This window comes from Actinosynnema sp. CS-041913 (assembly GCF_050942485.1).
In the GTDB taxonomy this organism is placed as follows: domain Bacteria; phylum Actinomycetota; class Actinomycetes; order Mycobacteriales; family Pseudonocardiaceae; genus Actinosynnema.
Window position 1 is genome coordinate 774617 of record NZ_CP192037.1, and the last position, 13072, is coordinate 787688.

The 13072-nt window shown below is 71.8% G+C and carries 8 protein-coding genes and 1 tRNA gene; 2 read left to right on the top strand and 7 right to left on the bottom strand.

Features of this window, described 5'->3' with window-relative positions; all coding sequences use genetic code 11:
- Positions 1-6: 6 nt before the first annotated feature.
- The 5 genes from ACQPZF_RS03865 to ACQPZF_RS03885 all read right to left on the bottom strand — a co-directional run bounded on the left by ACQPZF_RS03865 (position 7) and on the right by ACQPZF_RS03885 (position 8532).
- A complete protein-coding gene (locus tag ACQPZF_RS03865) occupies positions 7-4155 on the bottom strand; it encodes a hypothetical protein (RefSeq protein WP_433268290.1) in 4149 nt (1382 codons plus the stop codon).
- A 29-nt stretch (positions 4156-4184) separates the two neighbouring features.
- Entirely contained in the window at positions 4185-5156 is a 972-nt protein-coding gene (locus tag ACQPZF_RS03870) for a ribose-phosphate diphosphokinase (RefSeq protein ID WP_433268292.1), read from the bottom strand.
- Positions 5157-5170: 14 nt separating this feature from the next.
- A complete protein-coding gene (glmU, locus tag ACQPZF_RS03875; protein WP_433268294.1) occupies positions 5171-6649 on the bottom strand; it encodes a bifunctional UDP-N-acetylglucosamine diphosphorylase/glucosamine-1-phosphate N-acetyltransferase GlmU in 1479 nt (492 codons plus the stop codon).
- Positions 6650-6720: 71 nt separating this feature from the next.
- Complete coding sequence (locus ACQPZF_RS03880; protein ID WP_433268296.1) at positions 6721-8346, bottom strand: GGDEF domain-containing protein; 1626 nt, start codon at positions 8344-8346, stop codon at positions 6721-6723.
- Positions 8347-8461: 115 nt separating this feature from the next.
- Positions 8462-8532: transfer RNA gene (locus ACQPZF_RS03885), tRNA-Gln, on the bottom strand.
- Positions 8533-9022: 490 nt separating this feature from the next.
- Here ACQPZF_RS03885 and ACQPZF_RS03890 point away from each other — a divergent pair.
- Positions 9023-9979, top strand: a complete 957-nt coding sequence (locus ACQPZF_RS03890) for an acyl-CoA desaturase (RefSeq protein ID WP_433268298.1) — start codon at positions 9023-9025, stop codon at positions 9977-9979.
- Between the two features lie 103 nt (positions 9980-10082).
- On the top strand, positions 10083-10679 hold the full coding sequence (locus tag ACQPZF_RS03895) for a TetR/AcrR family transcriptional regulator (RefSeq protein WP_121223234.1): 597 nt from the start codon (positions 10083-10085) through the stop codon (positions 10677-10679).
- 1 nt (position 10680) lies between these two features.
- On the opposite strand, the gene ACQPZF_RS03900 is transcribed toward ACQPZF_RS03895, so the two are convergent.
- Together ACQPZF_RS03900 and ACQPZF_RS03905 are read right to left on the bottom strand one after the other, a co-directional pair.
- Positions 10681-11772 (bottom strand): PQQ-dependent sugar dehydrogenase, encoded by a 1092-nt coding sequence (locus ACQPZF_RS03900; protein WP_433274424.1) that lies wholly within the window; start codon positions 11770-11772, stop codon positions 10681-10683.
- A 35-nt stretch (positions 11773-11807) separates the two neighbouring features.
- Positions 11808-12887, bottom strand: a complete 1080-nt coding sequence (locus ACQPZF_RS03905; RefSeq protein WP_433268300.1) for a toll/interleukin-1 receptor domain-containing protein — start codon at positions 12885-12887, stop codon at positions 11808-11810.
- Positions 12888-13072: the final 185 nt, after the last annotated feature.

Here is a 13072-nt window from a genome sequence, read left to right on the forward strand (position 1 = left end):
GAAAACCTACCCGGACGCGCCTCGCCCGCCCCTCGCCCGGTCGATGGTCGCGAGTTCGGCCACCAACGCGGCGAGCCCGTCCTCGGCCTCCTGGCACACCACCGGGATGGAGCGGTGCCAGCGGTCGCCGACCAGGGTCCGCGCGAGCAGCCGCCGGGCCGGGCCGGGTTCGAGGTGCCGGAGCAGCCGCCGGGCGGTGTCGGGATCGGGGGTGCTGATCGCGTCGGCCAGTGCGCCGGCGCGGTCGCGGTCCTTGCTCAAGCTCGCCGCACGGCAGATCCCGGCGAACGCTGCCGACCGGGTGCCCGGGTCCTCGATCGAGTGGGCGATCGCCTCCGCGTGGTCCAGCCTGCCCAGCGCCACCACGCCTTCCACCGTCGATTTCAGCGCGGCGTCGCGGCCCGCGGCGTCGGGCAGCCCGCGAGCGACGGCGAGGCTCCGTTCGACCAGGCGCAGCGCGCTGGGCACGGCGGGCGCCAGCAACCGGATCACCAGACCCAAGTCCTTGCCCTCCCGGTCGCGGTCGATGATCGAGGCACCGAGTTCCTCGGCGCGCCGGACGTCGCTCGCGGCCATGATCAGGGCCGACGACCGCCGTCCCGAGGCCGTGTCGCCGGCCGACCTGGCGAGTGCCTCCGCAGGACCGATCCTGCCCACGCTGATCAGCGCGTCCACCACAGGGGTCGGGCCGAACCACTGCCCACGAGTCCGCGAGTACCGCGCGATTAGCGCGTCCAGTACGTCATGTTGGCCCGAGGACGCGGCGGCACGCGCGACTTGGGCGACGGAAAGCTCCCGCCTGATCTCGTTTGGGATCGACAACGCCAGGCGTATTACCCGGTCGAAATCCTGTTGTCGGAGAGCGGCGTCGAGCAGCAGGCTCACCACCCTGGTCCGGCGGCCGGGGTGCCGGAGGCAATCGGCCAGCGCTTCGGCGCGGTCCGGGTCACCAGCATCGTGCGCCGCCCGGATTGTCCACATGATCGTCCACTCCAGGGCCTGGTGGTCGGGACGGGCTGCTCGGCCTTCTCGTCTGATGATCCCGTCGAGTCGGTCGGAGTCGCCGTTCTCGCCCGCCTTGTCGATCACTCTGCCAAGGGCGGTGTCCCGTCGATCGACGTCGCGGATCGCGGCGGCGAGCAGCTCCGCCCGGTCGAGGTCCCCGATGGAGACCGCGGCCTCGACCAGTGCACCGAGTGTGTTGTCGCGGGTGGGCTGGTCGTGCACCGCCGCCATCGTCGTGTCCTGGGCTTCGGCGAGCAGCGTCTCGGCTTCCTTTAGGCGCTTGTCCTTGAGGAGTTCGGTGATCAAAAGTTGGCGCGCGGCGACGCCGTGGGAAGCGCCGGAGATCGAGGACACGATGAGCCGCGCTTGGTCGAGATCGCCGGCTTCGGCCAGCGCGGCGACCAACTGGAGGAGCACCCGATCCCGCCCGAGTGCGTCGACGTCCACGCGGGCCAGCCGTTCGCTCCGGCGAACGGCGGCTTCGGCCCGTTGCCGATCACCGCGGGCGACCGCCGCGCGAGCCACCGCCGACCACGCCAGGCTCTGGCCGACCTGGTCGACCAGGGATCCGGCCAGCGCCTCGGCCGCGTCGAGGTCACCGGCCGCGGCGGCCGTCCTGAGCACCGGCAGCATCGCCTCGCCCCGCCGTTCGGGCGACACGACGGCCCGCGCCAGCGCCTCGGCCCGGCGGCGGTCGCCCACCGCGACCGCCGCCCGCACGATCCACCCGAACGCCTCCCCCTGGTCCTCCAGGTCCTCGATCGACCGGGCCGACGCCTCCGCCGCCGCGAACAGCCGTTCCACCCGGGCGGGTCGGTCCGCCGCCCGCGCCGCCCGCACCAGCCACGGCAGCGCCTGGCTCTGGCGGACCCGGTCCGAGGTGAAGTCCACCGACTGTTCCGCCTGGTCCAGGCAGCGCGTGATCCGTGCGAAGTCGCCGACCGCGTGCGCCGCGCCGACGAGCGTGCCCAAGGCCCGCGCGTGGTGCCGGACGTCCTCGATGAGCGCGGCGACGGTTTCGGCCTGCTCCAGGTCGCCCACCGCCACGGCGGCGTCGACCGCCCAGAGCATCGCCCGCGTCCGGTCCAGGTGCTCCGTCCACCGCAGCACGTCACCGGACACCTCGTGAGCAGATGTGGTGGAGGCGTTCATCACCGCTCGGGTTAGCGAACCTCCCTTCCGGCTGGGAACGCCGAGCGCGCGAGCCACCCTTGCCTGGCTCCGCGCGCGTCGTCTGGATTCGACGATCCAGCCCGCTGTCTTCTCCGCCCGATCCGGGTGACCTCGGCGTATCAGCTCCGCGACGATGGAGTCGAGCGCCCAACCCTGTGCGACGGGGTCCTTGATGCGCCGGGCGACCGCTGCCACCGGGTGGAGGTCGTCCTGCGTGAGAGCCGCCCTCACGACGGACAACTGCGCCAAGGCGAGTTGCCGTGGGTCGGCGATGCGGGACGCCGTCTCTCGTGCCGCGGTCAGCTCCCGCCGGACGGCCAGCGCTTCGACCACGTGGCGCAGCGCCTCGCCGGACGCCTGCCGATCCGCGATCGACTCGGCGAGCACCGCCGCGTGGTCGAGTTCGCCGAGCAGGATCCACGACCGCACGACGGACTTCCGCGCCCACAACCCCGGGACCGCCTCCTCCGCTACCCGGAGCATCGCCCTGGCCCGGTCGAGGTCGCCGAGCCGGACCACCTCCGCCACCACCGACCGCAGTGCGTGGTCGCGGGTGCGCCCGCGTGGGATCGAACCCGCCAGCGCCTCGGCGCGGCTGATGTTCCCGAGCGAGGCCCACAGCGCGGGCAGCCAGTGGGGGAGGCGGGCGTTGCGGCTCATCAGGTGGTCGCGGTGGATCGCGAGGCGGGCCAGGGAGACCAGGTCCGGGTGGTGGTCCGCGAGCAGCGCGCGCTGCGTGGTCGCGATCTCCTCCAGCGCCGCGAGGTCGCCTCCGGACTGGTCGAGCATTCGGTTGTGGCGGACCGGATCGGTGCTGTGGGCGACCATCCGGGGCACATCGCCGGTCGCGGCGAGCATGGCGTGGTAGCCGCGCAACAGGTATTCGGGGGTGTCCGCGGGCCAGTCGCGCGCCCGGTAGGTCCGCGCCCACTCGTGTAATCGGTCGCGGTAGCCCGACAGCCGAGGCCCCAGCATCGCGACGGCGGTGACGTGCAGCTCCTCGTGGCCCAGCAGGTAGACGTCCGGGGCCGCGCGTGGCCGGTAGTGGCTGTCGCGGCGGGTGAAGCTGCGGCCGGTCACCGTTTTCAGGTGGTCGTCGATCGACCACGGGGACTCGCCGGTCAGGTCGGCCAGGTCGGTGGCGGTGAGGCCGCCTCCGGCGGCGGTGAGCAGGCCCAGCAGGTCCTGTTCGGTCGGAGTGCCGTGCAGGAGGCCCTTCAGGTCGCGCTCCATGTCCACGCGCTTGGCCTGCGCCTGCGGCGACGGCGCCAGCGGCCGGATGATCGCCGGGTCGCGCAACGGGTGGCCGTCGGGGACGTCGTCCGGGATCGGCGGGTCCGGGCGGCCGGTGACGATGACCTTCAGGCCGGGCGGCGGGACGGGGAGCAGGGCGGCGATGCTGTGCGCGTCGGGGCTGGTGGTGACGCCGCGGTCCTCGTCCAGGCCGTCGACCAGCAGGACGAGGTGCTCGCCGCGTTCGGCGCAGGTGGCGGCGGCTTCTTCGAGCAGGCCGTGCAGGTGTCCTTCGCGGGTCGCCTCGGTGAGCAGCGGCGGCATGGCCTGGCCGAGCAGGGCCACCAACTGTTCCAGGACGTTCTCCACGAACGCGGTGCGGGTGTTCTGCCCGGCCAGGCGCGCGGTGACGAAGAACGACACCACCCGCACGCCGGGCGGCGGGTTCAGCGCGAACCACGAGACGAGGGCCGACTTGCCCGACCACGCCGGGGCGCGCCACCAGCGGTAGCCGGTCCCGGTGGCGCAGAACGCCGCCAGCTCGTCCAGCTCGGCCGCCCGGCCGACCAGGTCCGCGGGTGCGATCTTGCGGACCTGGTGCAGGTAGCGGGTGAGGACCGGGGTGCTGGCGACCAGGTTGACCGACCGGGCCTGCACGACGTCGCCGAAGACCGTGCCGGATACGGAGTTGAGCACGGCCGGCACGCCGGGTGGCGACGTGCCGGCCGGGGGTTCGCTGCTCACCGGTCGATCATCCCGCAGGAGCGGAGGGGTCAGGCGTTGCCGTCGAACAGGCTCGTCACCGAGCCGTCCTCGAACACCTCCTGGATCACCCGCGCCAGCAGCGGCGCGATGGGCAGCACGGTCATCGCGTCGAACCGCTTCTCCGCCGGGATCGGCAGGGTGTCGGTGAACACGACCTCGCGGGCACCGCACGCCTGCAGCCGCTCCACCGCCGGCCCGGACAGCACCGGGTGCGTGGCCGCGATGACCACGTCCGACGCGCCCTCCGCCAGGAGCTGCTCCACGGCCTTGGTGATCGTCCCACCGGTGTCGATCATGTCGTCGATCACGACGCACAGCCGGCCGCTCACCTGGCCGACCACCCGGTTCGCCACGACCTCGTTGGGGCGCAACGGGTCGCGCGTCTTGTGGATGAACGCGATCGGCGTGCCGCCGAGGGTGTCGGCCCACTTCTCGGCCAGCTTGGTCCGCCCGGCGTCCGGGGACACGATGGTCAGGTCCTGGCCGGCGTACTTGTGGCGGATGTGGTCCGCCAGCAGCGGCATCGCCCACAGGTGGTCCACCGGGCCGTCGAAGAAGCCCTGGATCTGGGCCGTGTGCAGGTCGACGGCGACCAGGCGGTCCGCACCCGCCGTCTTGAACAGGTCCGCCACCAGGCGGGCCGAGATCGGCTCACGGCCGCGGTGCTTCTTGTCCTGCCGGGCGTACGGGTAGAACGGCATGATCACGGTGATGCGTTTCGCGGACGCCCGTTTCAGCGCGTCCACCATGATCAACTGCTCCATCAGCCACTGGTTGATGGGCGCGCAGTGCGACTGGATGACGAACGCGTCGCAGCCGCGCACGGACTCCTCGAACCGGACGAAGATCTCGCCGTTCGCGAAGTCGTACGCCGACTGCGGGGTCACCGACACGTTGAGGTGCTTGGCCACCTGCTCGGTCAGCTCCGGGTAGGCGCGCCCGCCGAAGAGCATCAGGTTCTTCTTGGGTGTCCCGGGCATGGTGGGGTTCACGGTCAGCGCCCTTCCTCGGTTGTCTCGGCGTTCTGCGGTGCCGACGCCTGCTGCGCCGCCTCGGCGGCCGGGGTGCCGGGCCTGCGTCGTGCCACCCAGCCGTCCAGGTTGCGCTGCGGGCCGCCGGACACGGCCAGCGCGCCGGGGGGTACGTCCCTGCGGACCACCGTGCCGGCACCGGTGTACGCGCCGTCCCCGACTGTGACAGGGGCGACGAACATGTTGTCGGAACCGGTCCTGGCGTGAGAACCGATGACGGTGCGGTGCTTGTTCACGCCGTCGTAGTTCACGGTGACGCTGGCCGCCCCGATGTTCGAGTGCTCGCCGATGGTGGCGTCGCCGATGTAGCTCAGGTGGGGCACCTTGCTGCCGGCGCCGATGTCGGAGTTCTTGGTCTCGACGAACGTCCCGATCTTGCCGTCCGCGCCCAGCCGCGTGCCGGGGCGCAGGTAGGCGAACGGCCCGACGGACGCGCCCGCGCCGATCTCCGCGCCGGACCCGTGGGTGCGCACGACGGTCGCGCCCGCCCCGACGGAGCAGGCGCTCAGCGTCGTGTCCGGCCCGACGACCGCGCCTTCGCCGACCACCGTGCCGTCCCGTAGCTGCACGCCCGGCTCGATCAGCGCGTCCCGCCCGAGCTGCACGTCGGCGTCCAGCCACGTGGTGGCCGGGTCGACCACGGTCACGCCCGCGCGCATCCACCGCTCGACGGTCCGGCGGTTCAGCTCGGCGCCCAGCCGGGCGAGCTGCACCCGGTCGTTCACGCCCTCGACCAGCCACGCGTCGTCCGTCACGACCGCGCCCACCCGCCGGCCGTCGGCCCGCGCGACGGACAGCACGTCGGTCAGGTACAGCTCGCCCTGCGCGTTGTCGGTCGAGATCCGCGCCAGGGCGTCGCGCAGCACCGCCGCGTCGAACGCGTACACCCCGGAGTTGATCTCCTTGATGGCCCGCTCGACCGCCGAGGCGTCCTTCTGCTCGACGATCCCCTCGACCTCGCCGGACGCGGAGCGCACGATCCGGCCGTAGCCCGTGGGGTCGGGCACGACGGCGGTCAGGACGGTCACCGCGTTGCCCGCCGCGCCGTGGTGGACCAGCAGGTCGCCCAGCGTCGCGGCGTCGAGCAGGGGCGTGTCGCCGTAGGTCACGACGACCGTGCCGCCCAGGTCGGCGGGCAGCTCGGCGAGGCCGCAGGCCACCGCGTGCCCGGTGCCCTTCTGCTCCTCCTGCACCGCGACGGTGACCTTGCGGTCCAGTGCCGTGGACAGGCTGTCGAGGTGTTGGGTCACCGCGGCACGACCGTGCCCGACGACGACCGCGAGGTGATCCGGATCTGTCCCCGCGGCGGCGCGGACCGCGTGCTCCACGAGGGAGCGACCGGCGATCCGGTGCAACACCTTGGGGGTGGCTGAACGCATGCGGGTGCCTTCACCCGCCGCGAGGACGATCGTGCTGACTGGGGTGGGAACACCCTCGACCATCAGCGCTCTCCCTAGCTGACCGAAGTGCGTGCCTGCCAGCGGGAAAGCCTGGCTCCCGCCAGGTGCTGATACTAAGCCTCTGAGGACGACTCGCCTTCCACGGCGGCAACCTGGCAGCCACCTCTGCGTTTCGCCAGGTACATCGCGGAGTCGGCGCGGGCGAGCGCCTGGTTGGCCGATTCGCGGGTGCGGACCGAGATCACGCCGACCGACAGCGTCACCCCCCGCGAGAGGTCGGAAGGCAAGTCCGCCACCGCTTCCACGGCTCTGCCGAGGGCCGCCTCGGCGGCGTTCAGGGGCGCGCCGGGCAGCAGCACGACGAACTCGTCGCCCCCGTACCGGGCCACCAGGTCGTCCCCGCGCAGGGCCTGCCGGAGTGTGCTCGCAATCACCCGCAGGACGTCGTCACCCTCGGCGTGCGAGTGCTTGTCGTTGACCACCTTGAACCCGTCCAGGTCGACCAGCGCGATCGCCATCGGGTGGGTCTGCGCGTTGATCAGCGCCCCGAGCCGGTCGTCCAGCGCGCGCCGGTTGGGCAGCCCGGTCAGCGGGTCCTGCAACGCCTGCTGCGCGATCGCGCCGTGCGCGCGGGTCAGCCGTTCGTGGTCGCGCCGGGTGACCAGGGTGGCGGTGCGGGCCTCCTGCATCTGCCACAGCTCCACCTCCAGCGCGTTCGCGTAGGACTGCAACGCGGAGATGGTGTGCTCGCCGTGCGGGCCGGATAGCTGCGCGTACTCGCGCACCAGGCACAGCATCAGCGTCGGCTCGGACGTGTCGTGCTCCAGCCGGGAGCGGGCGTCGGCGAGCACCTGCAACGCCTGCTGCGGCAGCTCCTCCAGCTCCAGGCAGCGGGAGAGCGCGATGGACACGATGATCAGCTCGCGGGCGTACATGGACAGCTCGCGCAGCCGCCACAGCGGCGCGATGTGCTCCGGGCCGGGCTTGGCCAGCGCGTGCGCCCCGCCGATGATCGGCACCTGCTCGGCGGCCGACCGGTCCCGCCGGCCGGGGTGCAGGGACTCGCGGAACGGCCCCTCGACGGCCTCGGCGATGGCGGACGCGGTCGCGAACTTGGCCGCCGCCTCCTCCACGTTCTCCACCCGCTCCAGCCGCAGGCCCCAGCCGATCAGCATCCGGGCCCGGTTCATCAGGTGGAGGTAGATCAGGTGCGGCCCCGCGCTGTCCCGGATCGCGTTGTGCGCCCTGGCCAGCACCGCGTCGGCCATCTCGTAGACGCCGAGCTGGGTCAGCACCAGCCCGGTGCTCTGCAGCGCGTTGGCCAGCATCCGGTCCCAGGTGCGCTTGTCCAGCATCGGGTCCGGGGTGAGGTCCTCCTCCAGCATGGCCAGGCCGCTGGCCACCTCGGTGAGCGCCTTGTCCTCGAACCCGCCGAACAGGTAGCGCCGGCCGCGCAGGGCGTGCGCCTCGGCCTCCAGCACGATCAGGCCGTGCCGCCGGGTGTGCGCGAGCAGCTCGTCCAGCATGGTGTCGGACAGGTCCACGAGGCCGGGCGTGACCAGCCGGACGACGGCCGCCGCGCGGAGGAGCTGGCCGACGATCCGGGGTTCGCCGCGGGCCTGGGCCTCGGCGAGCAGCTCGTCCACCTCGTGGCACGCGTCGAGCTGGTCCGAGAGGTGGCTGCTCTGGGCCACGGCCACGAGTTCGCTCGCGCGGCCGACCAGCCACGCGTCGGACATCTCGTGGAGCGTCGGCACCACGTTGCCCTGCTCGTCAACCGCTTCCTCGTGCAGCGACCCACACCCCCCAGGCAGACGCAGGGTGGCCGGGACCGGTAGGACTCGGCCGTTCTCGCTCCGCCACCAGGATTCGAACCTGGACCATCGGAACCAAAATCCGAGGTGCTGCCTTTACACCATGGCGGAACGGGCGGAGGTCTCCCTCTGCCGCGCGAACACATGTTGTCACGACTGGTCCCCGAAGGTCAGCAGCACCACTCAACTGGCGGCAATCCGTCGGTAATTCGATCATGACAGTACGTGTTTCCGCAGCTCAGGTCGATCTCGGCCGAGGCAACCCGAAATCCGGTCACAGCTTGCGCACAGCTCGCCGGGCCGGTGTTCCGGGCGGTCGGCGCGATAAGGCGCCGCGAGAGCGGGTAGCCCCTCCTCGTGCACGGACCCCCCTGTGCCCCGAAGCACAGTGATTCGGGACTCCGCCGGCGCGACCGCCGTGTCACTCGATCCGGTGGTTGTGCCGGTGGAGTCCGGACGAGCCCGCGCCACCGACACGCCCGAGATCCTGAGAACACGCCATGAGTTTGCCCGCGACTCTGGCGGCACAAGGCCAGCCTAACTTACGCTGCCGTAAGTTACGGTCCCGTAGGTAGCCCCGAAACAACCAAGAGGTACACGTATGACCAGCACCCTTGAGAGCAGGTCCACGCCGCCCGGTCCCGACAAGGGGCCCAAGCCGATGATCGACGGCCGTCGCGGCCACGTAGAGCAGTTGGGCGTCTACGTGTTCGTCATCGTGCCGTTCCTGGCGCTGCTCGCGGCTGTGCCGTTCGCCTGGGGCTGGGGGCTGGGCTGGGTCGACGTCGCGCTGTTCGTGGCGTTCTACTACCTGTCCGGCCTCGGCGTGACGATCGGATACCACCGGTACTTCACGCACGGCTCGTTCAAGGCGAACCGGCCACTCAAGATCGCCCTGGCCATCGCGGGCAGCATGGCGTTGCAGGGCCCGGTGATCGTCTGGGTCGCCGACCACCGCCGCCACCACGCGTTCTCCGACCGCGAGGGCGACCCGCACTCGCCGTGGCTGTTCGGCAACGGCCCGGTCGCGCTGGCCAAGGGTTTCTGGCACGCCCACATGGGCTGGCTGTTCGAGCGCGACAAGACCAACGCGCAGCGCTTCGCGCCGGACCTGCTGGCCGACGAGGACCTCGTCAAGATCGACAAGCTGTTCTGGCTGTGGACCATCATCAGCCTGCTCGCCCCCGCCGCGCTGGGCGGCCTGATCACCATGTCGTGGGCCGGCGCGCTGTCCGCGTTCTTCTGGGCGGGCTTCGTCCGGGTGGCGTTCCTGCACCACGTGACGTGGTCGGTCAACTCGATCTGCCACATGGTCGGCGACCGCCCGTTCGCGGCCCGCGACCGCTCCGCGAACGTGTGGGCGCTGGCGATCCTGTCCTTCGGCGAGTCGTGGCACAACCTGCACCACGCCGACCCGACGTGCGCCCGGCACGGCGTGAAGCGCGGCCAGATCGACACCTCCGCGAGGTTGATCTGGCTGTTCGAGAAGTTCGGCTGGGCGACCAACGTGCGCTGGCCCAACGAGCAGCGCCTCGCGCGCATCAGCGTCAAGAAGTAGCCCTTGACCCGCCCCTCGCCCCCGCGGCGGGGGGCGGGTGTTTAGGGTGACCCGGATGGCGGGCAGACGGCGCGATGGCGACACCCCGGTCCCGCGCGTGCGGATGACCGGCAAGGAGCGGCGCGAGCAGCTCCTCGACGTCGCGCGGGCGCTGTTCGCGGAGAAGGGCTTCGAGGTCACCTCGATCGAGGAGATCGCCCACCGGGCGGGCGTGTCCAAACCGGTGGTGTACGAGCACTTCGGCGGCAAGGAAGGCATCTACGCGGTCGTGGTGGACCGCGAGATGCAGTACCTGATGGACCACATCGTCAACGCCCTGTCCGGCGGGCACCCGCGCGAGCTGCTGGAACAGGCCGCGTGCGCGCTGCTCGACTACATCGAGGGCTCCACGGACGGCTTCCGGATCCTGGTGCGCGACTCGCCGGTGGCGTCGTCGACCGGGACGTTCTCGTCGCTGCTCAACGACATCGCCTCGCAGGTCGAGTCGATCCTGGGACTGCACTTCTCGCGGCAGGGCTACGACCGGAAGCTGGCGGCGCTGTACAGCCAGGCGCTGGTGGGGATGGTCGCGCTGACCGGCCAGTGGTGGCTGGAGGTGCGCAAGCCGAAGAAGGACGAGGTCGCGGCGCACCTGGTCAACCTGGCCTGGAAGGGCTTGTCGCACATGGACCACAAGCCCCGGCTGCGCACCCGCCGCTGACTCAGCCCCGGGTCACCCGGAGGATCTTGTCGTCCGACCCGTTGGACGTGGTCACGTACAGGGCGCCGTCCGGGCCGAGTTCCGCGCCCCGCAGGCGGCCGTACGCGCCGTCGAGCTGTTCGGGGATCGAGACGGAGTGCACGCCGCCCTCCGCCGTGACGGTGAACAGCAGCACCTTGGAGCCCTTGAGCGCGGTCACGGCCAGGACGCCGGTCATGTCGCCCCACTGCTCGCCGGCGAGGAAGACCGCGTCGCAGATCGCCTCGGTCGGGCTGCCGGACGACCACACGGCGGGCACGGCGTCGGGGAAGCGTTCGAGGTCGGTCATCGGGACGTCCTCGTCGTACCGGTCGACCGTGCCGCCCTGCGACGGATCCCAGCCGTAGTTCGCGCCGGCCTTGAGGACGTTCACCTCGTCGTCCACGTCGGGCCCGTGCTCGGCGGCGAGCACCAGACCGTCCTGCCGGACGGCGATGCCCTGGACGTTGCGGTGCCCGTAGGTGTGCACGCCGCCCTCACCGGTGGCGAGGTCGAGCCTGAGCACCTTGCCGCCGAGGTTGGCGGGGTCCTGCGAGAACGAGGCGCGGGCGGTGTCCCCGGTGCCGACGAGCAGCTTGCCGTCCTTGTCCAGGGTCAGGCGGCAGCCCGAGTGCCGTCCGCTGGGGTTCGTCGGCAGGCCGGCCTTGAGCGGGTCCTTCACGCGCTTGGCCTCGGCGCCGTCCAGTTCCCAGGTGACCAGCCGGATGTCACTCGATGTGTTGAAACACGTGGTGAACCTCTTGGTGGTCGCGAAGTCGGGGTGCACCACCAGCCCCATGAGCCCGCCTTCGCCACGGGCGACGACGTCCCCGAGGTCGGCCTTCACCTCGGTCCGACGGCCCTGCTCGACCAGCGCGAGCCTGCCCGGCCGTTCGGTGACCAGCACCCGGCCGTCGGGGAGGAAGCCGAGTTCCCAGGGGTGCGTGAAGCCGGTGGCCACCACGTCGACCTTGATCTCCTTGGGCGCCTCACCGGCCGGGGCACTGCCTCCGGCCGGCGCGTTCGAACACCCCGCGAGCAGCAACACGGCAGCGAACCCGACAATCCGGCGCATGGCGTCCAGCATGCCAAGGAAGGTGTGAACTCACCCTACGGCCGGTCGTCGCCGAGCCTGCCGAACAGGTGGTGACGTGGCCGGCGCACGCTCTCCGCGATGACCCGGGCCATCCCGCCGGCCCCGAGCGCGCTCGACACCGCCACCCGGTCGCTCAGCCCGGGACGGATCTCCTCCAGCTTCTCCGGCGACACCCCGTGCAGCACGAGGAAGACCTCGGCCCGCGCCAGCGCCTCGTACTCCAGCTCGGTCCACCGCCGGCCGAAGTAGCGCTCGCTCAGCACCACGATCCCGTACCGGGACGACCGGATGCCGAACCCGATCACGGTCGCGAGGTCGTCGCGGGGCGCCACGAACCGCTGGTCGATCCACACCCGGAAACCCTCGGCCCGCAACGCGGCGGCGAGCGGCGCGGCCACGTCGTCGGTGTCCGCACTCGCGTGGCTGACGAAGAAGTCGTACCGGCCCGCGCTGATCGGGAAGACCCGCGAGTCGTGCTCGACGAGGTCGTGGTCCTCGCCGTCGGTGGCGATCCGCAGGCCGTCGAAGTCGTGCCACTCGTGTTCGAGCGGCCGGTAGGCCTCCTCGATGTCGCACCCCAGCGCCCGGAAGCGGTCGAGCCCGCCCGGCTCGGCGGCGACCCGGCGCAGGAACACCGGCGGGACGACCACCGCGCCCGCCACCACGGCGTCGGTCAGGTCGCTGTTGTACACGTGGACGCCGTCCAGCGTGGCCCGCGACAGGTCGGCCGCGCGGAGGCTGGAGAACCTGATCCGCGACTGCCGGGCGAACACACCCCGCAGCGACGCGTGCCGCAGGGCGACCCACTTGAAGTCGCTGCCCTTCAGCTCGGCGCCGGCCAACTCGGACCGGTCGAGCAGCACGTCTTCGGCCGTCACCCCGTTCACCAGTGCCCCGGACAACCGCGCGCCCCGCAGGTCCACCCGTTCCAGCACCGCCCCGTTGAGGTCGACGTCCCGCAGGTCGATGCCGGGCAGGGTGGCGTTGCGGATGCGCACGTGCGTCAGGTCGACCGGCCGCCGCAGCCCCGCGCGCCCCGCGTTCCAGCCCGCCACGCCCTCGGTCAGCAGCCTGATCGCATCGAGGTCCGCCATCCGCCCGCTCCTCGCGCCGCGTCCCGGGTGGCCGGTCGCCGTGGTCGGCCCGGACCCGGTGTGGTCCACGTCTCCAGCTTGGACCAGGTGGCGCCGCGTCGGGTAATCGGCGCGCAGGGTGCCCGGGAAGGGACGTAGGCTGGTGGCGAGCACCCCTCCGGTGGGCACAAGGTCCCGGGCAGGGG

Excerpts from the sequence above, each read along its gene's own strand:
- ACQPZF_RS03895 (WP_121223234.1), top strand. The coding sequence starts at position 10,083 with ATGACCGGCAAGGAGCGGCGCGAGCAGCTCCTCGACGTCGCGCGGGCG.
- ACQPZF_RS03880 (WP_433268296.1), bottom strand. The coding sequence starts at position 8,346 with ATGTCCGACGCGTGGCTGGTCGGCCGCGCGAGCGAACTCGTGGCCGTG.
- ACQPZF_RS03890 (WP_433268298.1), top strand. The coding sequence starts at position 9,023 with ATGACCAGCACCCTTGAGAGCAGGTCCACGCCGCCCGGTCCCGACAAG.
- glmU (WP_433268294.1), bottom strand. The coding sequence starts at position 6,649 with ATGGTCGAGGGTGTTCCCACCCCAGTCAGCACGATCGTCCTCGCGGCG.
- ACQPZF_RS03905 (WP_433268300.1), bottom strand. The coding sequence starts at position 12,887 with ATGGCGGACCTCGATGCGATCAGGCTGCTGACCGAGGGCGTGGCGGGC.
- ACQPZF_RS03900 (WP_433274424.1), bottom strand. The coding sequence starts at position 11,772 with ATGCGCCGGATTGTCGGGTTCGCTGCCGTGTTGCTGCTCGCGGGGTGT.
- ACQPZF_RS03870 (WP_433268292.1), bottom strand. The coding sequence starts at position 5,156 with ATGCCCGGGACACCCAAGAAGAACCTGATGCTCTTCGGCGGGCGCGCC.